Raw genomic sequence first — 23,107 nt, forward strand, 5'->3', positions numbered from 1 at the left:
TGAGCAGATAAGAGGGAGCGTACTGTTTATTGATACTCATCAGGTACTTGGCTTAATTCTTCTACTAAGGTCGGTTTCCATCCTGCTCCTTCAATGAACTGGAGAGAAACACGATAAACTTGAGATTGATTACTGTCAGATACGGTAGCAGTAACCTCGTCAGAACCACTTCCGCCGATCCACCATTCAATCATATTACCAGCTTGTAAACCGGTAACAGAGCGGACGGCTTGGTTGATTTCTGTACGGTCTTGAGATCCATCACTGAAATCTGTCGTATGTTCGCCTGACTGCTCTGTACCAACTGCTGGCCAGTCTGCAGTATAGGCATCTTCTACAAGCGGATCTTCTGATTCAACAGATTCAGTATTTTCTGTATTCGCTTCTTCCGTTTCATTGGATTGAGTATTTTCAGCTTCGTTGCTGCTTTGTTCTGATGAATCTGTTGTTTCTTCTTCATCAGCATTTTCGTCCGTTTCTGAACTTTCATTATCTGTGGCTGACTCATTATTAGAATCAGATGCATCCTCTGTTTCCTGATCTTCCTGATTTGTTAATTCAGAGTTTTCGGATTCTGTTTGCGTATTATTTTCTTCAGTATTTTCCGAGTCATTTTCTTCATTCTCTTCATCCGTATTCGTTGGAAGTTCAGTTGTTGGCGTTATGTCTTCAGAAATCTGATCTGTTCCGCTATCTCTTATAAAAAAGATATAAGTAAGCAAACCAACCAATATTAAAATCAAAATGGTTATAATGATATAATAGATTTTTTCAAAACGATTTCGTTTGGTTTCTTTTTTCTGTGTTCGCGATTGTTTAGGTCTATTATTCTTCATTTTCTTTCCTCCTGTGTTCCAGTTATTAATACTAGCTCTTTATTATTTTAGTAGTTTACCACAGGAAATGTTCTTTTATAAGTAATTCACCTAACAACTTGGCAACAATTAAAAGACATAAACAGACGCTGAATTAGTCTGTTTATGTCTTTTATACAATCAATCATTCTGGTTTAAGCACAACTTTGATGTTGTTATCTTCTTTTTTATCGAAAATCTCGTATCCTTTTGCAGCTTCTTCTAAAGACATTGTGTGAGTGATGATGTCGCTTGGATCGAATTCATTGTTGCGAATCATTTCATACAACTTAGGCATCAGATGCGGAACTGGAGTCTGACCTGTTTTCAGGGTAACATTTCGAGCGAAAATATGATTAATCGGGAAGGTAGTAGCCGGCGTCAAGTAAACACCTGTCAGCATGATTGTCCCGAATTTTTTCACTGAGGCACTAGCCATTTCAATCGGTCTAGTTGTCCCTTTCTGCGGAGAAATAAAATTAGTTACTTTTTCAATTTTGCGTTCTTTTCCGTCCATTCCCACACAGTCGATGACAACATCTGCTCCGCCATGTGTCATATCCAGTAAAGCCATGCTAGGAATATCTACCTCTTCAAAATTCAAAGTCTCAATTCCGATTTTCTTAGCTGAATACTCTAATCTATGCTTAACTTTGTCGACAGCAATCACTCTTTTAGCACCCTTCATTTTAGCAAAGCGCTGAGCGAATAATCCCACTGGTCCAGAACCTAAAACGATGACAGTGTCTCCCGGTTTTACACCAGCATGTTCAACACTCCACCAAGCTGTTGGAACAATATCAGATAAGAATAAAACTTTCTCGTCAGGCACTTCATTGTCCGGTACTTTGAAAACAGAGTGGTCAGCGTGAGCCACTCGCATAAATTCTGCCTGTCCACCCGGATAGTCTCCATTTAATTTTCCAAATCCAAATAATCCTCCATAGTCAACTTCCGGATTCTTATTTGATTCGTCACATTGACTTTCCATATCATTTTGACAGAATTCACAATGCCCGCAGCTTACGTTAAAGGAAACAACCACTCTGTCTCCTTTTTTAAGATGTTTTACACCAGGCCCCACTTCTTCAACAATGCCCATTGGTTCATGTCCTACCACGTAATCATCGTTCAACACTAAGTTGCCGTTATGGTATAAATGGAGATCTGATCCGCAGATCGCAGTTGAAGTCACACGAATGATTGCATCTGTCGGTTCTTCAATAATAGGATCGGGTACAGTTGTTACTTGCATTTTTTCTTTTCCTTGAAAAGTTACAGCACGCATATAAAATCTCCTCCTAAAAATTAAGTACAGATATAATTTATCATTGTTAGAACTATATTAAAAAGAAAACGATTGTAAAAATCAGCACTAAAGTAAAAAGCATCTTGCAATGATAGGCAAGATGCTTTTGATTACTTTCTTAGTTTTTTTAATGGGACGGCTATTAACGGTGATACAATCGCTGCTAAAACAGCTTCTGCAATACCGCTCGTTCCGACAATGACCAGCAGAACATTTGCTAGATTACTTACATCTACATTTATTGCTTGAGCATACTGTTCCCCATAAAAGAGATAAATAAATAATAACACAAAAATCGTATTGGTTAGAGCACCGACCACAGCAGAGATAGCGATAGAGGTTTTTTCTCTTTCTGGAAACAACCGCTTGAGCATTTGATAAACCAGCCCTGTAAAGAAACCGATCAGAATTCTAGGTAAAAGAGCAATGACGGGATTAGTCCACAGCCACCAGTCAAGCGGCGTAGCAGGCACAGTATACGCTCGCACCATACGAGTTATCCCCCAGATTCCTCCGACAATCATACCATCTTTAGTTCCTAAAACAATGGCGGCAATGATAACGGTAATATGAATAATGGTAGGATTAAGCGGCGGTATAGGGATATTCCCCAAAAAAGGAACAAAGTTCTGAATCAGAATAATAGCTGTCAGAATTCCCAGTATGGCTAAACGATAAGGATTAGATTTTTTTCTATGTGCAGGCATAGGCTCTCTCTTTTCTTTGGTCAAATTAAAATCGCAGGCTTTATTTGGCTTCTTTTTTGTATCATGACAGGTTACAGCCCGTTGGTCAAGCTTCTGTTTAATCTGCCTATCAGAACCGATAGCATCTGCTTTTCTTCTTCTGTCCATCCGGATAACACGGATGAAAAAGACTGACTGATTGCAGCATTATATTCTTTGAACTGATTTTTTGCTTCAGGAACTAAAGTAAAATAGACATAACGCTTGTCTTCTCCTGATGTCTTTGTGACCAGTCCGTTTTTAACGAGCGTATTCATTTGTCTGCTGACGGTAGATTTATCCAGCTGGCTTTTTTCGGTGATGCTTTTTAAAGTAGCTTGTTCTTCTCCGAGAATTTCAATTAAATTCAAAGCAGAAGTAGACAGCTGGTAGGTTTTCAACAACTGCTGCGTCATTTTCTTATAAAGGACTTGTAATTCAGAAAGTTTAAAAAGAATATCGTCAGTATCTACTTTTTGCACCATATGATCGCTCTCTTCCTATTCATTTAGTGATTAGTATAGTAATTTAGTGAGTTAGTACAGTAATGGTAAAATTATGTATTTGCATGAGACAACTATACCATTAAATGAATGACAGAGCAAAGTATTCTTCCTAGTACAAAATGGTTTTTAAGCGCTAAACGTGCTATACTGAACTGAATTGTCAAATGAAAGGAGAAATCAAGTTATGTCATTTGATGGACTTTTTACGCATGCAATGGTCAGTGAACTGAAAGAAACCGTTCTGCATGGAAGAGTATCTAAAATACAACAACCTTATGAGAATGAGGTTATCTTTAAAATACGTTCTAATAGAAAAAATGTACAGCTGCTGCTGTCTGCTCACCCGCAGTATGCCAGAATGCAGCTGACGGATATTCCTTTTGAAAACCCAACCTCTCCGCCGCAATTTTGTATGGTGATGAGAAAATATCTGGATGGGGCGATTTTAGAAGATATTCAGCAAGTTGATAATGATCGTGTAGTCGAATTCACCTTCAGTAGTCGAAATGAACTGGGCGATATACAAAATCTGGTTTTGATTATTGAAATCATGGGTCGCCACAGCAATATTCTGCTCGTTAACAAGCAAGAAAATAAAATTCTTGAAACCATTCGTCATATCTCGCCGAGTCAGAATACGTATCGCTCCCTTTATCCAGGTGCTGAGTATAAAGCTGCACCAAAACAGGAGAAAGCTGATCCATTTGAGTACAATAAACCGCTCACTCTATTAGCTGAGTTATCCTTTAAGGAAAAAGTCAGCTGGATTCAGCAGTCTTTTCAAGGATTTGGAAAAGACTCGGCAGAAGAGTTGGCTTTTCAAATCGATTCGCACCCAGAAGATGCGCCGTCAAACATCTTTCAGAAATTTATGTCTTCTTTTAAAAACAATACACTCTCTCCTACTCTGACGATCTCAGGTCGCAAAGAGTTCTTTACTCCTTTGAACTATACATCGATAAAAGGAGAAAAACAGTTTTTTGATTCATTAAGTTCCTGTGCTGATCGATACTTTGGCAACAAAGCGGAAAGAGACCGTGTTCAGCAGCAAGCCAATGATTTGTTTGGGCTTGTAAAAACAGAGACTGAGCGAAATGAGAAAAAACTGGTAAAATTGGAAAAAGAATTCCAGCAAACGCAAAAAGCAGATCGTTATCGTATTAAAGGAGAAGTTTTGACAGCCTATCTGCATGAAGTCCGTTCAGGTATGGATAAAATTGTCTTGGATAATTTCTATGAGGAAAATAAAAAAATCGAGATTGCTCTTAACCCAAGAAAATCTCCTTCAGAAAATGCTCAAGCATACTTCTCAAGATATCAAAAATTGAAAAATGCCATTATTCATTTAAACAAACAGATGAAACAGACGAAAGAAGAAATTCATTATCTGGAGTCTGTTCTGACACAACTGGAAGTTGCCTCTCCTAGAGATATTGAAGAAATCAGAGATGAGCTTCAAAACGGCGGCTATATTCGAAAAAAACGGAAACAACATAAAGGAAAAAAACGACCAGCATCCAAACCAGATCAATATGTTTCAAGTGATGGTACTTTGATTCTTGTTGGTAAAAACAATACACAAAATGACGAGCTGACAATGAAAACAGCTAACAAGTCAGACTGGTGGCTGCACACAAAAGATATTCCCGGTTCACATGTGATTATCAGAAGCGATGATCCTTCTGAGAAAACGTTAGAAGAAGCTGCTATGATTGCCGCTTATTTTAGTAAGTACAGACAGTCTGCTCAAGTGCCTGTTGATGCCGTACAAGTTAAACATATCAAGAAACCGAATGGCGCAAAGCCAGGATTCGTGATCTATGAAGGACAAACGACTTACTATGTTACGCCTACTCAAGATCTCGTACAAAAATTGAGAAAATAACAAAACCTGCTTACGCAGCATCTCGATAACAACATCGAGTGCTTTCTGTAAGCAGGTTTATTTTTATTCAGGTTTTTTGATTTCTACGGCATTTTTATCGTCTACTTCGATAACAGATACCTTGACTTGTTCTTTCATGGACGTTGGTATATTTTTCCCAATATAGTCAGCCTTGATAGGGATTTCTCTATGACCTCGATCAATCAAAGAAGCCACAAGAATCTTTTTGGGTCTGCCCAGATCCATTATGGCATCCATTGCAGCGCGAATCGTACGTCCGGTAAAGATTACGTCATCTACCAGAATAACCACTTTATCTTTCACAGAAACCGGAAAAGTCTCTCCCTTAACTTCAGGGTCCCCTACTTCATCTGGAAAATGGCGATCATCTCTATAGAGCGTAATATCCAGTTCTCCGACTGGTACAGAAACTTGTTCAATTTGCTGGATTCTCTCCGCAATTCGATTGGCGATATGGATACCTCTGGTTTTGATTCCAGCTAAGACAAGGTTCTCTGTTCCTTTGTTCTGCTCAATAATTTCATATGAAATACGCGTTAATGCTCGCTGCATTGCAGCCTCATCTAAAACAGTTACGGTAGTCGTCATCTATACTGTCATCCTTTCGATTGGATAAATTTTATATTGTTTGATTGATTTACTGCAATCTAAGTTCTGCTAGTGTTTCCGTGAAGATCTCTGGAAGCGGAGCGCTGAAGGTCATGACTTCTCCTGTTTTAGGATGTTCAAATCCCAGTGTTTCAGCATGCAGAAATTGACCTTTGCCCTTCAGCGTTTTTCTTGGTCCATAAGTTGGGTCTCCAGCCATAGGATGTTCGATATAATTTAAGTGAACTCTGATCTGGTGTGTTCTGCCAGTTTCCAGGCGTAAGCGTAATAAAGTAAAGTTTTTAAAGCGCTCGATTACTTCAAAATGAGTGACAGCCGGCTTCCCGTCATCTACTACAGCATATTTTTTTCTGTTTTGCGGATCCCGACCGATCGGTGCATCGATCGTTCCCTTATCATGTTGAATCACTCCATGAACTAAGGCAACATATTCTCTGAGTGCTTTCTTGTCTTTCAGTTGTTCAGATAATTTCTCATGCGCAACATCGTTTTTAGCGACCATTAGTAATCCTGAGGTATCTTTGTCGATTCGATGAACGATTCCAGGTCGAATTTTCCCGTTAATACCGGATAAGTCTTTTACATGATATAAAAGTGCGTTTACAAGAGAACCGGAAGTATGACCAATCGAAGGATGTACGACCATTCCCTGAGGTTTATTGACTACAACTACATCTGTATCTTCATAAACGATATTAATCTCAATATCCTCTGGTTCAGCACTGATTTCTACTGGATCAGGAACTTCAATTTTAATGTTATCGCCTGACTGTACCTTGTAGTTGGCTTTTACAACTGTTTTGTTGACTGTTACAAGCCCTTCTTTTATCCAGCCTTGGATTTGGGATCTAGAGGCTTCTGTTAATTGGTCTGCTAAATACTTGTCGATTCGGTCCGTTGAATTCTGATTTTTAAATGTTAATGTTTCACTCATGATCGATCATCTGCTTTCTTTTGTTTATACATATTCAATTCGTCTATAATCAAGTAAATGATCATCAACACGACACCTACTGTAAGGGCTGCATCGGCTACATTGAATATCGGAAATTGGATAAATTCTAATCGAAACATATCGATCACATACTGATGAAAAAGTCTGTCGATGAAGTTCCCAGCTGCACCTGCCAAAAGAAAAGACAATGCTGTTGACAGCAATGGATGATGTTTCTTTTGTGACTGCATGTAATAAATAATCACACCGATAACAATGATAGTAATGATATAGAAAAACCACATCTGACCTTCTAGAATACTCCAAGCAGCGCCAGTGTTTTGATGATAGGTAAAGGAGAGAACTCCGGGTATGAATTCCGCCGTTTCATGAAGCGGGATATTTTGTACAGTTAGATATTTTACAAGCTGGTCAATGCCTACCAGTACAACCGCTAAAATATAATAAAGTAACATAGTGACCTCTTTTCATTAAATAGAATACTCTTCTATTGTACCTTATTTTTTATGTAAAAAACATCCCATACTATTATTCCCAAATAGGAATATCTAGAATACGTTTTCTAATAATTGAATAAATTAGTAGACGTTTCCATTTAATCTAGTTTTATTTTTTGTTATACTCGTTGAGTAACACCTTAATTACCTTGCATTGAAACTTGAATATACTTAAAGGAGATCCTAGTAATGATGAAGAGAACATATGCCTTGGCCGGTTTAGGACTATCAGCTCTTGTACTCGCGAGTTGCGATAGTGAAAATAATGAAGAGGTACAATCAGCCGTAAATGAAGTTGATCAAATTCACGATGAGCTGATAACAAATTTCAATACGCTTACAGAAGAAGAAGCTGCACTGCAGTCTGCTTTTGACGAAACCATGAATTCAGATCAAGAACTGACTACCCTATCTGATGGATCTGCTCAAGTATTCCAGAATATTTCTTCAAGAAGAGAAATATTAGATTCGATTTCCAGCTTAGATGAACAGTTTGCAGCTCAAGAAGAGATCATTACTGCTTACGAAGGCGAAACTTTATCTGCACAAGAACTGGATGGGTTAGTTTCACAAATTGATACATTATCCAGTCAAATCGATGGATTCATTGAAGATTATACTCCAACTTTGACTGCTCAGGAAGACTATTTCACCTCTTTAGGACAGGAAGAAGCCACTTATGAAACCTTTACAGATGGCATAACTGAATTAAATGAACAAACCAGCAGCCTGCAAGAACGGTGGATGTCAGTTGATGAAGCTTTAGCTTCACTAGATACCAGCATCAGTGAAACACAATCTATGATAGAATCAGCACTTTCTGAAAACGAGTAAGCTAAAGGAGAAACTGAAAATGAAAAAATCAAAATATGCTTTTCTACTGGCCTCTGCCCTTATATTAGCTTCATGTGACCAGTCGGAAGAAACAGAAGCAGCAGACGACGAACAGTCAGCTGTTGAGACCCCTTCGCAAGATGAAAACGAATCTGTTGAATCAACTGATAGTACATCAGCAGACTCGGAAGAAGCTGATACTGCAGAACAAACGGAAGCTCAAGAAGAGGAAACAGAAGCTGCCGAAGAACAAATCAACTATCAATATCAAGTTACTGAAAATTATGCCTATATTCAGACGATCGAAGGAACTGATGCAAATGAGCAAGTCGCCTTGCTTACATATGATGATGCACCAGACAAATATGCAGTTGAAATTGCTAAAGCCTTGACTGAACAAGACGCCCCTGCTATTTTCTTCGTCAACGGTATGTATCTTGAAAATGAAGAAGGCAAAGAAATGCTGAAGCAAATCTATGATATGGGATTTGAGATAGGCAACCACACGCAGACACATGCCAGTCTGCCAGATATCAGCGAAGAAAAACAGCGAGAAGAAATCGTAGAAACAAGTGACCTGGTAGAAGAAATTACTGGAGAAAGACCTAGATTTTTCCGTGCTCCTTTTGGTTCTAATACAGACTTCTCTACGCAGTTAGCCCATGAACAAGGCATGGAACTGATGAACTGGACTTATGGCTATGACTGGAACGCCGAATATCAAGACGCGGCTGCCCTAACAGATATTATGTTAAATACTAATTTATTAGTCTCTGGTTCTAACTTATTGATGCATGATCGCGAGTGGACTCTAGAAGCTACTCCGGATATCGTCTCAGGTCTCCAAGAAAAAGGGTATGAAATTTTAGACCCGGCTCTAATTAAATCAGTCAATGATGAAAGTGAGGATGCGCAAGAATGACATTGAAAAAACGGTTAACATATAGTGCAACAATCATCGGTGCTCTAGCCTTCTCGATAACGGATGTAAATGCAGAAGGTACAGACACTCAAACAGAAGAGGCTAAAACGACCGTCTTAAACTACTCGGCAGCACCGCTGTTGACAATTCCGGAAGAATTTCCGGATCAGTTTAAATATGACAGTGGCGTAGACATTGCTTATCCTGAAGATGGCGTCAAAGGCGTTTTTGTAACAGGCTACTCTGCTGGCGGTTCCCGTATGGACAGCCTAGTCAATTTATTAAATGATACTGAACTGAACTCTATGGTTATTGATGTAAAAGATGATCACGGAAATATGATGATGCCATTAGACTCTGATATGGAACTGATTCAAGAATCAACACAAAACGTTATCGAACCTGCTTCATTAATGGACACGCTTGAAAAGAATGATATTTACCCAATCGCTCGTGTCGTTGTCTTTAAAGATACAAAACTGGCAACTGCCCGACCAGATCTATCTTTTAAAGAAGAAAATGGAGAAGTCTGGTCGAATAACAATGGAGATAAATTCGTCAATCCTTATCAAAGAGAAGTTTGGGAATATAATGTTGAGGTTGCTAAACAAGCTGCTAAATTAGGGTTTAAAGAAATTCAATTCGATTATGTTCGGTTCCCGGAAGGGTTTGAAAAGCGGGACGAAATTTTAAGCTATTCTAGAGGAGATTACCAAGAAAGTGATTTAAATAACGTTAAACAGCGTGTTGATGCAGTAACCGAGTTTGTTGCTTATGCTAAACAAGAACTGCAAGCTTATGATGTAGACGTCTCTGTCGACATTTTCGGGTATGCGGCAACAATGGAAGAAACGCCTGGTATCGGTCAAAACTTCTCCCGTATCTCATCAAATGTTGATGTTATTTCATCAATGATCTATCCAAGTCACTGGGGTGTTGGCTCACTAGGAATCAGCAAACCGGATTTGGAGCCGTACAATGTCGTTGATCAGTACATGGAATATGAAACGGCTATTTTTGAAGAACTGGGTGAAGATGCTCCAACTTCTCGACCGTGGCTTCAAGATTTTACAGCTTCTTATCTAGGCTCAGGTTATTATAAGGAATATGGTGCTCAAGAAGTTTCTGATCAGATTCGTGCATTGAACGAACATGGAGTCAATGAATTCTTACTATGGAATGCCGGAAACGTATACTCTGAAGGTGCTCAATACAGTTTTGAATAAAGATTATAAAATAATAGACAGAAAAAGTGCGGGCCCTTATGAAAAGGGTCCGCGCTTTTTTAGACTACCGGAACAATTTGAGTGTTATCCAGTAAAACAATATATGTCTCTTTAACAGGTTTCTTTAAAATGGATGCTAATGCTCGTCTATACAATCGTAATTGTCCACTGTATTTTTCCAGCATAGCTTCTTCGGGGTCTGTAAAACGCCCTAATCGATCCGTTTTGTAATCAAAGAGAATCAGTCCATCTTCTTCTTCAATATAGCCGTCGACAATACCATGGATCAGCACAGTATCCTCTTCTGCTTTCATATCCATAAAGAGTTCTCTTGCTTCCATAATCAGAGAGAAAGGAACTTCTCGTCTCATTTGAGCTTTTGAAGCAGCGACTTTCTGTCCGAATTCAGTTTCAAAAAAACGGACGAGCTGCTCAACTCGTATTAATGGAGCAATCTCTTTAGTAAGCACTTTTTTCTCTACCATGTCGGCTACTTGTTTTTGAATAACGGCTTCAGTCGGGAACGTTGCAAGATCAAGCGCTTGAAGCACCAAATGAGTTGCTTGCCCGATCTCTGCTGGACTTGGCTGCATAACTTCAGCAATAAAAGCAGGTCTCTCTAGTTGGTCATTTACATAACGATAAGGATTTTTAGGATTCGTTACATCGATTTTCATCAACTGACCATCATTGGGTTCTTCAAACATCCGCTTGATTTCAGAGACAGACTGATAGCTGGTTGTCATTGTTGCAGCTTCATGCGCATACTGAAGTTGTACCAAGTTGATGGCTTGATCAGCAGCGTGCTTAACATCTTTAGTCTGCTTGAAGTCGAGTTTTTTCTTCTTGAAATTGTCATACCAGTTCGATTTTTGTTCTGTTTGTAATTCTGATAATTTGGTTTGCAGATCATTCTGACTAAAAAAGGTAATTGAAAACTGGACAGGATGGTTTGTGATCTCTTTATTAGGGCTGGTCAGCCACTGATCATCATCTACCGTATGATGACGAGCCAAGCTCAATCCTACCCAGTTCATATAGCTGGAAGCTTGCAGTCTAATATCAGGAGGCAACACTGTACGTGCATGAGCACTGACTGTCCCCCACTCTTTCATCGCACTTTCACGATCTTTATAAGAGCCGATCAGAAACAGCTTCTGTTCAGCTCGAGTCAATGCGACATAAAGGACTCGGAGTTCCTCAGATAGCAATTTTGTTTTTTTATGGTTTTTTAATGCTCTTTCGGGAAGAGTTGTATATCTGCCATTAGGAAACTCAGCGTCCTCTGATACTTCTTTATACTCTGCTCCAACCCCGAATTTTTCATCGAAGACATATGGTTTACGCAAGTCTGTCTGATTGAAGCGTTTAGACATATCCATCACAAAAACAACTGGGAATTCCAGTCCTTTGCTTGCATGGATCGTCATAACTCTAACGGCGTCTTCATCTTCCGTTACAATGGAGGGCTCAGCGAGGTCTTTATCTTTTTTCTGCATTTTTTCGATAAAGCGAATAAACTGGAACAATCCTTTAAAGCTGGTTTTTTCGTATGCAGCAGCTCTTTCATATAGAGCATGAAGATTGGCTTTTCGCTGCTTGCCGGAACTCATGCCCCCCACATAATATAAAAATCCGGTGTCTTCGTAGATAGTCCAGATTAGTCTGACGATCGGCTGTCTTCTTGCCAGCTCTCGCCAATGCACTAGTTGATCTAGAAAGGAAATTAGTTTCAACTGCAGTTTTCGATTGGCTGGCTCTGGTTCTTCTTGTGCGGTAAACTCGATTAAAGATTCATAATAAGTTGATGCTGTATTCATCAATCGGATTTTTGTCAGATCGATTTCATTCAGACCGACAATCGGAGATCTTAGTACAGCTGCTAAAGGAATATCTTGCCAAGGATTATCAATGACTTTTAACAGAGACATCATAATGCTGATTTCTGTTGTTCTGAAATAATTTTGCGTATCTTTAACTGCTACAGGAATATCCAGCTGTTTACTGAAAACGTCTTGTATCACGATGTTATTTTTCTTTGTAGGGGTCAAAAGGACGATATCATTAAACTGGACAGGTCGTTTGGCGTCCAGTTTCTTATCGTAGATTTCAAAACCGGACTGTTTCATTTCTAAGATCTTTTCTCCAACCATCAGCAATTCGCCTTCAGTTTTTGTATCGATTTGGAAAGATTCAGATACATCTTCAAAATCAGCCTTTACTTCTGCATCGTCATCTGATTCATCTTGAATATCTTTCTCGTAGATCAAAATTTCTGTCTCACACTGCAGTTCTTCAGGAAATGCTTTAAATCCTTGCACCAGTCTGGCTGAATCATCATAATCTAAATTCCCTACCGCTTTATCCATCAATTGAGAAAACAAATAATTTGTAAATTCCAGTACATGATGGTTGGAACGGAAATTCTCAGCAAGTATAATTCTTTCTCCTTCTTCACCAGAAGCGTAGCGTTCATACTTGTCTATAAATAAATCGGGATCTGCTAAACGAAAGGCATAGATCGACTGTTTGACATCCCCCACCATAAACTGATTTCCTGCTTCACTGTCATCATTGGTCAGCCATTTTAAAATGCTTTCCTGCAAAAAATTGATATCCTGATATTCGTCTACCATAACTTCTTTGAAACACTGCCGATAGTAATCTGATGCTTCTGTCGAAGTCTTTTCGCCATTTTCATTTTTTGTCAGAATTTGATAAGTCAAATGTTCTAAATCGTTAAAATCAAGTAATCTTCTGTCGGCTTTATGTTGCTGAAAAGCCTCTGAGAAGAGCCGGGTCACTCGTGACATTTCTTCAACTAATGACTTAACGGAATGCATCAGATCAATTTGCTGATCGATTGGTACACTGAAGTATTCTTCAATCAATCGGTCATGTGCTGATTTGGACTGATCACGAAAGTCTTTCATTTCTGCCGCTGCTTCTTTTACCTCTTCTGGAGTCGTTTTCTTTCGCGGTGCACTCCAACGACTGAAACTAAAAGCGTGTAACGAAGTATAAACGGATTCTAGGTTTCCTGCTTCTAAACCATCTTTGATGGATTTAAAGTGCCCTTTTTCCTCGTTCAGCAAATCAGTCAATTTACTCAGTTCATCATCGCTCTGACCTATCACAAGAGCACTTTCATTTAATTCAATAGCTGTATCAATGATTTGCAGCATTTGCGGTTTTGCCAGCTTCTGAAATAAATCTGTCGCAGCTAGATCATTGTTTTCAATCGTATATAACTGAGGTAATTGATCAAGCCACTTCTTTGGATCCGGATTGGATCTTGAAAAGTTATATAGTGAGAAGATCAATTCTGTTAGTCCATCATCTGATCGGTCATTGGAATAAGTCTCTGCTAAAGTTTGAAATAAAGTATCTGTTTCACCGTAAAGCGCTTCTCTCAATTCATTCCAGACATCTTCTTTCATTAGCAGATTTTCTGTCTCATCTGTCAGCATTCTGAATACGGGGTCTAAATCGATCAAATAATAAAAGCGGCGGATTACCTTCAGACAGAAAGAGTGCAGCGTTGAGATATTTGCCTGGTTCAATAAAGGCAGCTGCTGGACTAAGTGACGTCTTAAAGCTGGGTCAGTCGTTTCATTTATCGCTTTTTGGATTGCAAATTGAATTCTTTCTTTCATTTCTCTTGCAGCAGCATTTGTATAAGTAACCACTAAGAGTTCATCTATACCTACGCCATTCTTGATTTTCTCAATAACACGCTGCACTAAGACAGTGGTTTTTCCTGATCCTGCTGAAGCTGAAATCAATAGATTTTTACCTTCATCATAAATGGAGCGCCATTGACTATCTGTGAATCTGCTGTTTTGAGGCTTTATGGGGATTTGTTTCATCTTGTTTCCTCCTCTCCTGGAATAATCAACTTATTGGAGATCTTATCGATTAGATCTTGTTTGGAACGAATCGCATCAAAATGTCGATAATTATTTTCATCCAATAAAACATCGAATTGAGAAATCGCTCTATACGGACCGCTGACGGAAGGAGTGAAGGATCGCTTCTCTAAGAATGGTTTCATAGTATTGACACCAGAAAGAATTTCGTTTCCCGCATCTGTGATCAATTTGCGATTATATTGCATCAAAATGCCCAGTTCTTCGGTCGTGATTAATCCTCGCCCTCTCAATGCCCCGCTTTTCAATTGATTGATCGGATAAATTAATGAGTGCGTACCCGCTTCTAAAGATAAATCGAGCTGGTTTAAAATATCTTCCTCGTTGATGGCCAATCCATTTAACTTAAATTCTTTTAGAAGATCCATCATCCAGTCTTCTGATTTTTTGCTTTTGGGTTTCAAATAAGGATTTTTTACTTGCGCGTAGAAAGCCCCAGCTGGATTTGCTTTCTGTCCGAATAATTGCGGAGAGAATTCCAGTGCAGTATCCAGATAAGTGATCATTTGCATCATTAGACCATAATATAACTCATCAAACTTAAAGGAATGCTGGCTTGATTTATAATCTATGACACTCAAATACAGCTTCTGATCCACTTCCATTGTATCTAGACGATCGATTTTTCCTCGTACATGGATATTGCCTCCGTTGTTCAATGGAAATGAGAGACCTGGAATACCTTTCGCATTTCCCAATGTACCAAATAGAACTTCAGACTTTTGCGGTGTTAGTTTACTGCGGCGGTTTTGATGACTGATGGCCCACATCATTCGTTTCACAGTTTTACTTAACTGCATACGAATAAATTTCATTCGATTGGACATAGATAAGATTCTAAATTGATTTTTATCATAAACTTGAGCAAGTACATCATCCGTCAGTTGATTCAACTGCCCTTCCGTCATGTCTTTCATGGATAAATCGCGTTCAACAATCGTTCTGAAGACTCTATCTAATGCATCATGATAAAAGTTTCCGGTTTCTGTTGGTGTAAGGTCTTGTATAGCTCTTTCTCTTAGCTTTAGTCCATATTGAAGGAAATGGCTATACGGATCCATATAGAAACTTTCCAATTGAGACACTGAAAGATAAAGGTCTTTACCGTATAGCTGTTCAGCCATCCTTTTCGGTATAGGTACTGGGATATTTTTGTGTTCTAAACTTTCAAATATTTTGTTCTCCAACTCATTTTCTGTATCTCGCAAACGCTCGAACAGTATTAGCCAGAAGACATGAGGTAATGTATCCTGGTCGATTCCATCTCTTAATACAGTAACCAACTGACCAATGGTTTGTCTTCTCGAACCAATAAAAGACTGTAATGTTTCTAGTGTCTGATCAAAAATCAGATGACTATCTGCCAGTTTGGTTTGAATCGGAATCGACATATGTTCAGAGATGCGCTGCAGATAAGGACTGATTCGATTATCACTTGAGCCATCTTGTTTAACTGGATAGGAAAAGATCAGTTCTCTTGAAGCGTTGCTAAACGCCATATAAGCCGCCAGCGGCTCAGAAGCAATAGTTGACTGGACAGAAGGAGCTAAGAACCGATCGACCGGCAAGTTTTGCTGAACCTTTTCACGATCTTCATCCGTCAATATTGACTCGTTTTCTTGAGTTAAAGGCAGCACATTATCTGTCAATCCTAATATAAAGACGACCTTTTTCGTGTTTACACGCACCTTATCAAAACTAGTGAACATAATTTGATCTATGCTCGGCGGAACAATACTGTACGTAGCTTGTTCAAATCCTGTTTCCAGTATGGTCAAAAAGGAATCCATATCCCATTCATCTTCGCCCAGGACATCAACGAATTCATCCAGCATCTTAATAAATGTTTCCCAGACTTGTTCATGTTTTCGTGCATCAACTAAGTCCCCTGCTGCCAAAGCCTGATCGCGCCAGAATCCTATCTGACGATCAACACCATTTAAGGCGATAAACTGATAGAGCAAACGTGCAGCGTCTCTGTTTGTTTTACTATTTTGAAGTCGTTTATAAAAGGGAAGCAGTGTATTACGGACGCTTACTCTCACTTCATTTGAAATTGACTGAATCTGTTTATCCGTATCTGTCTGCTCATCATCCTCTTCTAGCTGGAAGCGAGCGTAGATCCATTCTTCATCTCTTGTCCAGTAACTGCCTTCATAACCATAGGCAAGCATGACATTTTCGGTGAGATCAACTTTGTTGCGCCAGGATTCGTGTATATCTTTATAAAAGTCGATCTTTGCTTCCAAAGTATCTGGAACGGTTTCCTCCTCAATATTGGGAACAAACAGTTCTGTCCTCAAAAACCGCATTACATCTTCATAGCGCCAGTGACGCTTTGTGATCAGCAGCAAACTTTGAATAAATTCTACTAAAGGATGACCAGACATTGTATCTGGTTCATCAATAAATAGTGCTAGATCATTCTCATTAAATAGGGGTTCAATAACTGTCTTATACTGGTCGATCGACCGGCTCATGAGCATGATATCTTTATAGCGATAGCCTTCGAAAGCGACCATTCTCCTGATTGTATTGGCTACATGCAGAACTTCTGCCTGCTTGGTTTCTGCAGACCATATTTGCAGACAATTATGCATATTAAGATGTGTATCACTAAATTTTATAGTTGTGCCCGTTGAACTTTCGACCCAGAAATTCTCCAGTGCATTCAGTTCTTCGCAGCGTTGATCACTTGCTTTTGTCAGCAGCTGATCATTTAAAACGGGCAGCTTTTCCATTAAAGCATGCTGATAGAGTCTGTAGTAAGCGATACCTGTTTCGTAAAACAGATGAGTCATCTCAGGAGGTTCGACAGCAAACTTTTGGTCCAGAACTAATGAAACAACAACGTTTTTACAAGCGCGAACCAATTCAATGATCAGTTCCTGCTCCTGTGCAGAAAAACTTTGGTAATGATTGATATAGATCGTTGTGTTAGAGAGATCTCTGCGCTGGATTTCTTTGATCAATGACTGGAGAATGTCTTCTTTTTCAATATACTGATCAACTAAACGCTGATTAAAAGCCTGGAACAGGAGATTGATATCAGCCATTTTTTGAGCAAAATCACTTCTGGAACGATCTTCTTCATGATCAAGAGGAATAAACTGTTCCAGATCCTGGTAGCCGATTCGACCATTTCGCATTTCCATAAATAAAGCAGTCAGTTTCTCTACGAACCCTTGCTGAGAACTTTCTCCTCTAAAGATTGTCAAGTCTTCTACATGTTCTTTCAGTAATTTTCTGACAAGCATGGATAGTCCTGTTTCAGTGAGCTGCGTCTGATTGTAAATAGCTGTATCTTGCAAGTAGTACCAAGCTAGACGGCTGAAACTGAACACCTGCAGATTGATCATACCTGTATAAGCATGAGCCTCTTTCTGTTCGCGCTTCAGGAAGTCCAGTACATTGATTTCAGTTTCGAATTTAATGTGGTCCGGTACTAAGTAAAAGACTTGTGCGGAAGCATCCTGATCCATTAATGTTTTCATTTGACGGATCAATTCGTTTTCTTTATCGGTATATGCTCGGCCGATGACAAACTGCAAAGCCATAATGCGGCCCCTTTCTTAAAATGAGGTAACTGGTTGAATGCAAAAGAAAGACAGATACAGCAATGTATCCATCTTCTTTTAACAGTTTTTATGATTGATTTGCTGTTTTTATAATTTCTACGATGACATCAGTTGCTTTTTCCATGCTTTCAACTGCAACAAATTCATATCTTCCGTGGAAATTTTCTCCTCCGGCAAATAAGTTTGGCGTTGGTAAGCCCATGAACGAGATTTTAGAACCATCTGTACCGCCGCGAATCGGTTTTACATCTGGTTCGATATTTAAGCTGCGCATTGCTTTATCCGCAATTTCAACAGAGCGCATATCTTTTTCGATGATTTCACGCATGTTATAATATTGATCTTTTAACGTAACGTTTACTCTTTCCTGATCAAAACGTTCGTTGATTTTGCGTGCAGTTTCCAGAATTGTTTCTTTTTTCGCTTCAAAAGCTTCACGACTATGATCGCGAATAATGTAGCCCATCGCAGCTTCTTCTACTGTTCCTTCTATGCCCAATAAGTGATAGAATCCTTCTCGGTCTGAAGTTTTTTCAGGTACTTCATCTTCTGGAAGCATCGTATCAAACTCTACAGCTAGTTTGAGTGCGTTGACCATTTTGTCTTTTGCTGTTCCCGGATGAACGTTTTTACCCTGGATTTTAATATTGGCACTTGCAGCATTGAAGCTTTCATACTCTAACTCTCCAACAGGACCACCATCAACAGTATAAGCAAAATCTGCTTGGAAATGCTCAACATCAAAACGATCCGCTCCGATACCGATTTCTTCATCGGGTCCAAAAGCGACACGAACTTTACCGTGTTCGATTTCGGGATGTGCCAATAAGTATTCAACCGCACTGATAATTTCAACGATCCCGGATTTATCATCAGAACCGAGCAGCGTTGTTCCATCAGTTGTAATCAATGTTTGACCGATATAGTTTTTCATATTCGGGAAATCATCTGGTGAAAGAACAATAGATTGCTCTTCATTCAACAGAATTTCACTTCCATCATAGTTCTCGTGAAATTGCGGCGCTACATTTTCAGCATTGAAGTCAGCGGTATCCATATGTGCTATAAAACCTACAGTAGGAACTGATTTATCTGTTGTTGCAGGCAATGTGGCAGTGACGAATCCGTTATCTTCATTGTATTCAATTTCACTCAAGCCGATTTCTTCCAAGTCTTTCATTAACAGTTTTGCAAATTCTGCTTGAGAAGCTGTTGAAGGGATAGTTGTACTCGATTCATCAGAACGAGTGTTGATTTTTACATATTTGATAAAGCGATCGACAAGATTAGTATACATTGCTTTCATTCCTTTTCTACGTATTGTTAGTCTGTTCTTATTTTACACTAATAACAACTGAAATAGATAGAATCTCAGCTGAATTTAAATACATCTTTTTGAGCTTGGGCCTGATAAACTTCTACTGTCCAACCTTCTTCCTGTTTCCACTGATTCATGACTTCAGCCATTTTTTCAACAAAAATAGATTCGATGTAGTGTCCGGCATCAATAAAGGCTATACCGTCTCTCAACATATCTTGAGCCCCATGGTAGGAAATGTCCCCTGTAATAAATAATGTAGCACCTTGCTTTTTGGCGTCCAGATAATACTTTTCTCCTGCTCCGCCAAAAACTGCTGCTTTATGATGGACTTTTTTAGTAGAAACAGAGCCATATTTCAAACCGTCCAGCTTAAAGGCTCTTTTTACTGTATGGATCATTTCTTCTGTGGTCTGATTTACTTCTGCTGCTCTTCCATATCCAAAAGCTTTTTGAGCATTTTCCAGTGTAAAAACATCGAACACCGGTTCTTCATACGGATGTGATGACTGAATCGCGGAAATGACCGTCTGTTGAATGGTTGCCGGAAACATCATTTCAATGCGGACCTCTTCCACAACTGTTTCCTGATTGATCTGTCCTTCGGCAGGATCAGATCCAGGTTGAGGAGTAAACCTGCCCCATCCATCTAAGTGGTAAGAAACATCTTTATATTGGCCGACTTCGCCAGCTCCTGCTTTATGCATCGCTTTTCTAACTTGATCAGCATTCTCTTTCGGGACATAAACGGCAATTTTCTTATAAGGCATCTGATAAGAAGTATATACGATTTGTCGTTCTTTTGGGAAACCCAGCTGATCTGCCAGCCAGTCGCTCATCCCATTTTCCGCAGCATCAATATTGGTATGGGCTGAATAAACTGCAATGCCAGCTTGAATCAATTCGATATATTCCTTACGCCGTTGGTCCATCGCATTAAGTGTTTTCTGTGAACGAAAAATAGCGGGATGGTGAGTGAAAATCAAATCGATTTGCTGTTCCTTTGCTTCTTGTATGGTGTCTGCATCAATATCCAGAGCAATCATGATTTTTTTAACTGGTTGAGTTAAAGAACCGAAAGAAAGTCCGATCGGGTCCCAATCTTCAGCTAAAACAGGAGGCGCAAACTCATCTATGCGACGAACGATATCTTCTACAGTCACTGTGCTCACTTGATGACCTCCCTGATTTGTTCTGCTTCTCTTTCAATTTTTTGTGTTTTATCCATATTAGGGTCAGTAGATTTTTTCAATTCTGACTGAATATAGGATAATTTATCTAATTCTCTTCTCCATTTTTCTTTGAAAATGTCTGTACGTTCTTTCAATAGTTCAGGACCAAACATCAATTCTAAATCTGTGTAATTTACAACCTGATCTGATGGTTCTGCCACAATGATTTCATAAATCTTATCATTCTCTTCTACAATTTCTTCTGCCGTAATTTTGTACTGTTGCTGCATCAGAAATGTTCGCAGCGTTTTTTCTCCTACGTTGGGCTGAAGAATCAGCTTTTCTTTCTTTAACAATTTTTCTTGTTGAAGTCCTCGATTTAAAATATCTCTGATCAGAGCACCGCCCATTCCGCAAATGGAGACTGTGTTGATCAAATCATCAGCACTGATAATCTCTAAGCCATTTCCTAAACGGACATCTATAACCTTTTCCAGTTTTCGACTGGAGACTTCATTTTTTGCTTTTTCAAATGGTCCTTTTACGACTTCCCCTGCTACCGCAAACTCAATAGCTTGGTTCTGTACTAATGCAACGGGCAGATAGGCATGATCCGAACCGATATCTGCCAATCTTGCAGATTTTGGTATGTAGGACGCAGCCGCAGCCAGCCTTTTTGATAGTTGAATCATTTCCATGACGCACCTCTTCTTAATATCTTCTACTCTCTATTTTAACAGCTTCTGATGACAGTTTGAACCATAAGATGAAGAAATAGAAAAAGACAACAGCGGAGAAATGCTCCGCTGTTGTCAGGGATTACGTTATAGGATAATTATTCAGAATCTTCTTCTGTTTCGCCAATAACTTCTGGTTCAGGCATATCATCATTCGTTTCAGTTGTTTCTTCTTCTACTGCATCTGGTGCAGAAAGTGAAACCACTGTTGATTCAGCATCAGTCAACAAGTTTACTTCAGATCCTACTTCAATATCGCTGACACTGATAGTGTCCCCGATATTAAGGTCTGAAACATCAATTGTATACTCAGCTGGTGCTTCTGCAGGTGCAACTTCTACTTCCAATTCAGAAATAGATTGAGATACATATCCTTCTTTGACTTCTTCTTCACCCGTTACATAAACAGGAATGGTCATATGAACTTTTTGTCCTTTAGTGAAGGATAATAGATCTACATGATACAAAATCGGTTTGATAGCAGCAGATTTCTGTTCTTTAACGAAAACGTGGTATGTTTCTCCGTCTACGTCAACGTCAAATACGCCGTTTGCTCCTACTTTACGTAAGGTATCTTCTAATTCTTTCTGGTTCAGTAGTACTGGGATCGTATCAACGTCTTTCCCATAGATTGCTGCAGGAACCATTCCTTTAGCTCTTGCTTTGTTTGAAGCCGATGTACCTGTCTCAGTACGTTTAGTTGCTGTCAATTTCATTCTTTTCACCTTCCAAATATATACTAATAAGCAATTTGCTTATATTTTAGCGATTACATAAACTAGTGTAACAAAACACAATCTGACATGCAAAGAATATGACTTCTTATTCTACATGAAAGACAGAATGAAATAAAAAGAGACCCTCATAAGAGGATCTCCAGGAGTTTACTCTAAGAAATCTTTCAATTGTTTTGAACGACTTGGATGACGCAGCTTTCTAAGTGCTTTTGCTTCGATCTGTCTGATTCGCTCTCTAGTTACACCGAATACTTTACCAACATCTTCCAGTGTTCTCTGACGACCGTCATCAAGTCCAAAGCGCAGTCTTAAGACGTTTTCTTCACGATCAGTCAATGTATCTAATACATCTTCTAATTCGCTTTTCAGCAATTCGTAGGCAGCATTGTCAGAAGGACTTGTCGCTTCATTATCTTCAATGAAGTCGCCTAGATGAGAATCATCTTCTTCTCCGATTGGTGTTTCAAGCGAAACGGGTTCCTGAGAAATTTTCAGAATATCTCTGACTTTTTCAGTTGGAAGATCCATTTCTGCTCCAATTTCTTCTGGAGTAGGTTCTCTGCCTAAGTCTTGCAGAAGTTGACGCTGGATTCGTACCAATTTATTGATAGTTTCAACCATATGCACTGGAATACGGATGGTTCTGGCTTGATCGGCAATCGCACGGGTAATCGCTTGTCTGATCCACCAAGTAGCATAAGTTGAGAATTTAAATCCTTTTTCATAGTCAAACTTTTCTACAGCTTTCATTAGACCCATATTTCCTTCTTGAATCAAGTCAAGAAAACTCATTCCTCTACCGACATATCTTTTAGCAATTGAAACAACTAGTCTCAAGTTAGCTTCTGCAAGTTCTTGTTTAGCAATCGTATCGCCATTTTCGATTCGTTTTGCTAAAGCAATCTCTTCATCAGCTTTCAATAAATCTACTCGTCCGATTTCTTTAAGATACATTCTGACCGGATCATTGATTTTAACTCCGGGAGGAGCAATCATTTCTTCTTTTTTCGCTTCTTCAACCACTTCTTCTTCTTTATCCAGCTGTTTTGCTAAAGGATTACCATCTTCATCGACGACTCCGATCCCTTCGTCTTCAAACTTCTGGATCAGATTATCCATTTGATTTTTTTCTAATTCAAAACGTTCAGCTAGTTTATCTGTCAATTCTACATAAGAAATCGTCTGATCTAATTTTTTCTTCGTTTCTTTAATCAGTGCTTTGACTGCTGCTTCGTATTGTTGATTTGATTGTTTGTTTTCTGTTTCATTTTTTGTTTTGGCCATAAATGGGAA

Annotated in this window: 18 protein-coding genes; 4 read left to right on the forward strand and 14 right to left on the reverse strand. The window is 39.1% G+C overall.

All coding sequences use genetic code 11. The features are described from left to right. Window positions 1–26: 26 nt before the first annotated feature. The 4 genes from B6F02_RS06180 to B6F02_RS06195 all read right to left on the reverse strand — a co-directional run bounded on the left by B6F02_RS06180 (window position 27) and on the right by B6F02_RS06195 (window position 3,373). Complete coding sequence (locus tag B6F02_RS06180) at window positions 27–836, reverse strand: YrrS family protein (protein ID WP_080146491.1); 810 nt, start codon at window positions 834–836, stop codon at window positions 27–29. 163 nt (window positions 837–999) lie between these two features. Next, a complete protein-coding gene (locus B6F02_RS06185) occupies window positions 1,000–2,142 on the reverse strand; it encodes a zinc-dependent alcohol dehydrogenase (RefSeq protein ID WP_080146492.1) in 1,143 nt (380 codons plus the stop codon). A 131-nt stretch (window positions 2,143–2,273) separates the two neighbouring features. After that, a complete protein-coding gene (locus B6F02_RS06190) occupies window positions 2,274–2,870 on the reverse strand; it encodes an ECF transporter S component (RefSeq protein ID WP_080146493.1) in 597 nt (198 codons plus the stop codon). 71 nt (window positions 2,871–2,941) lie between these two features. Beyond that, window positions 2,942–3,373 (reverse strand): MarR family winged helix-turn-helix transcriptional regulator, encoded by a 432-nt coding sequence (locus B6F02_RS06195; protein ID WP_080146494.1) that lies wholly within the window; start codon window positions 3,371–3,373, stop codon window positions 2,942–2,944. A gap of 205 nt (window positions 3,374–3,578) precedes the next feature. Here B6F02_RS06195 and B6F02_RS06200 point away from each other — a divergent pair, with 205 nt between their 5' ends. Further along, entirely contained in the window at window positions 3,579–5,279 is a 1,701-nt protein-coding gene (locus B6F02_RS06200) for an NFACT RNA binding domain-containing protein (RefSeq protein WP_080146495.1), read from the forward strand. A 63-nt stretch (window positions 5,280–5,342) separates the two neighbouring features. Here B6F02_RS06200 and pyrR read toward each other — a convergent pair whose 3' ends face one another. Genes pyrR through lspA form a run of 3 tightly spaced genes read right to left on the reverse strand, consistent with a single transcriptional unit; the run spans window position 5,343 to window position 7,319 of the window. Continuing rightward, on the reverse strand, window positions 5,343–5,888 hold the full coding sequence (pyrR, locus tag B6F02_RS06205) for a bifunctional pyr operon transcriptional regulator/uracil phosphoribosyltransferase PyrR (RefSeq protein ID WP_080146496.1): 546 nt from the start codon (window positions 5,886–5,888) through the stop codon (window positions 5,343–5,345). A 49-nt stretch (window positions 5,889–5,937) separates the two neighbouring features. Continuing rightward, the gene (locus B6F02_RS06210) at window positions 5,938–6,843 is read right to left on the reverse strand and encodes an RluA family pseudouridine synthase (RefSeq protein WP_080146497.1); all 906 of its coding nucleotides are present in this window, start codon (window positions 6,841–6,843) and stop codon (window positions 5,938–5,940) included. Continuing rightward, a complete protein-coding gene (gene lspA / locus B6F02_RS06215) occupies window positions 6,840–7,319 on the reverse strand; it encodes a signal peptidase II (RefSeq protein ID WP_080146498.1) in 480 nt (159 codons plus the stop codon). Before lspA ends, B6F02_RS06210 begins: the two co-directional genes overlap by 4 nt. 231 nt (window positions 7,320–7,550) lie before the next feature. Here lspA and B6F02_RS06220 point away from each other — a divergent pair, with 231 nt between their 5' ends. The 3 genes from B6F02_RS06220 to B6F02_RS06230 are packed head-to-tail and all read left to right on the forward strand — an operon-like array spanning window position 7,551 to window position 10,343. Continuing rightward, entirely contained in the window at window positions 7,551–8,195 is a 645-nt protein-coding gene (locus B6F02_RS06220) for a YkyA family protein (protein WP_080146499.1), read from the forward strand. A 19-nt stretch (window positions 8,196–8,214) separates the two neighbouring features. Next, window positions 8,215–9,117, forward strand: a complete 903-nt coding sequence (locus tag B6F02_RS06225) for a polysaccharide deacetylase family protein (protein ID WP_080146500.1) — start codon at window positions 8,215–8,217, stop codon at window positions 9,115–9,117. Next, a complete protein-coding gene (locus B6F02_RS06230; protein ID WP_080146501.1) occupies window positions 9,114–10,343 on the forward strand; it encodes a putative glycoside hydrolase in 1,230 nt (409 codons plus the stop codon). The genes B6F02_RS06225 and B6F02_RS06230 overlap by 4 nt, the downstream gene beginning before the upstream one ends. Before the next feature lie 59 nt (window positions 10,344–10,402). On the opposite strand, the gene addA is transcribed toward B6F02_RS06230, so the two are convergent. From addA to rpoD, 7 genes are all read right to left on the reverse strand, one after another. Continuing rightward, window positions 10,403–14,212, reverse strand: a complete 3,810-nt coding sequence (gene addA / locus B6F02_RS06235) for a helicase-exonuclease AddAB subunit AddA (RefSeq protein WP_080146502.1) — start codon at window positions 14,210–14,212, stop codon at window positions 10,403–10,405. Beyond that, on the reverse strand, window positions 14,209–17,829 hold the full coding sequence (locus B6F02_RS06240) for a PD-(D/E)XK nuclease family protein (protein WP_080146503.1): 3,621 nt from the start codon (window positions 17,827–17,829) through the stop codon (window positions 14,209–14,211). The genes addA and B6F02_RS06240 overlap by 4 nt, the downstream gene beginning before the upstream one ends. A gap of 88 nt (window positions 17,830–17,917) precedes the next feature. Next, on the reverse strand, window positions 17,918–19,147 hold the full coding sequence (gene pepT / locus B6F02_RS06245) for a peptidase T (RefSeq protein WP_080146504.1): 1,230 nt from the start codon (window positions 19,145–19,147) through the stop codon (window positions 17,918–17,920). Window positions 19,148–19,221: 74 nt separating this feature from the next. Beyond that, the gene (locus B6F02_RS06250; protein WP_080146505.1) at window positions 19,222–20,340 is read right to left on the reverse strand and encodes a Nif3-like dinuclear metal center hexameric protein; all 1,119 of its coding nucleotides are present in this window, start codon (window positions 20,338–20,340) and stop codon (window positions 19,222–19,224) included. After that, a complete protein-coding gene (locus B6F02_RS06255) occupies window positions 20,337–21,038 on the reverse strand; it encodes a tRNA (adenine(22)-N(1))-methyltransferase (protein ID WP_080146506.1) in 702 nt (233 codons plus the stop codon). Before B6F02_RS06255 ends, B6F02_RS06250 begins: the two co-directional genes overlap by 4 nt. A gap of 137 nt (window positions 21,039–21,175) precedes the next feature. Then, window positions 21,176–21,793: a 50S ribosomal protein L25 gene (locus B6F02_RS06260; RefSeq protein WP_080146507.1), complete on the reverse strand. Its 618-nt coding sequence runs from the start codon at window positions 21,791–21,793 to the stop codon at window positions 21,176–21,178. Window positions 21,794–21,961: 168 nt separating this feature from the next. Further along, entirely contained in the window at window positions 21,962–23,098 is a 1,137-nt protein-coding gene (rpoD, locus tag B6F02_RS06265) for an RNA polymerase sigma factor RpoD (RefSeq protein WP_080146508.1), read from the reverse strand. Window positions 23,099–23,107: the final 9 nt, after the last annotated feature.

The organism is Marinilactibacillus piezotolerans (assembly GCF_900169305.1).
Classification (GTDB): Bacteria; Bacillota; Bacilli; order Lactobacillales; family Carnobacteriaceae_A; genus Marinilactibacillus; species Marinilactibacillus piezotolerans_A.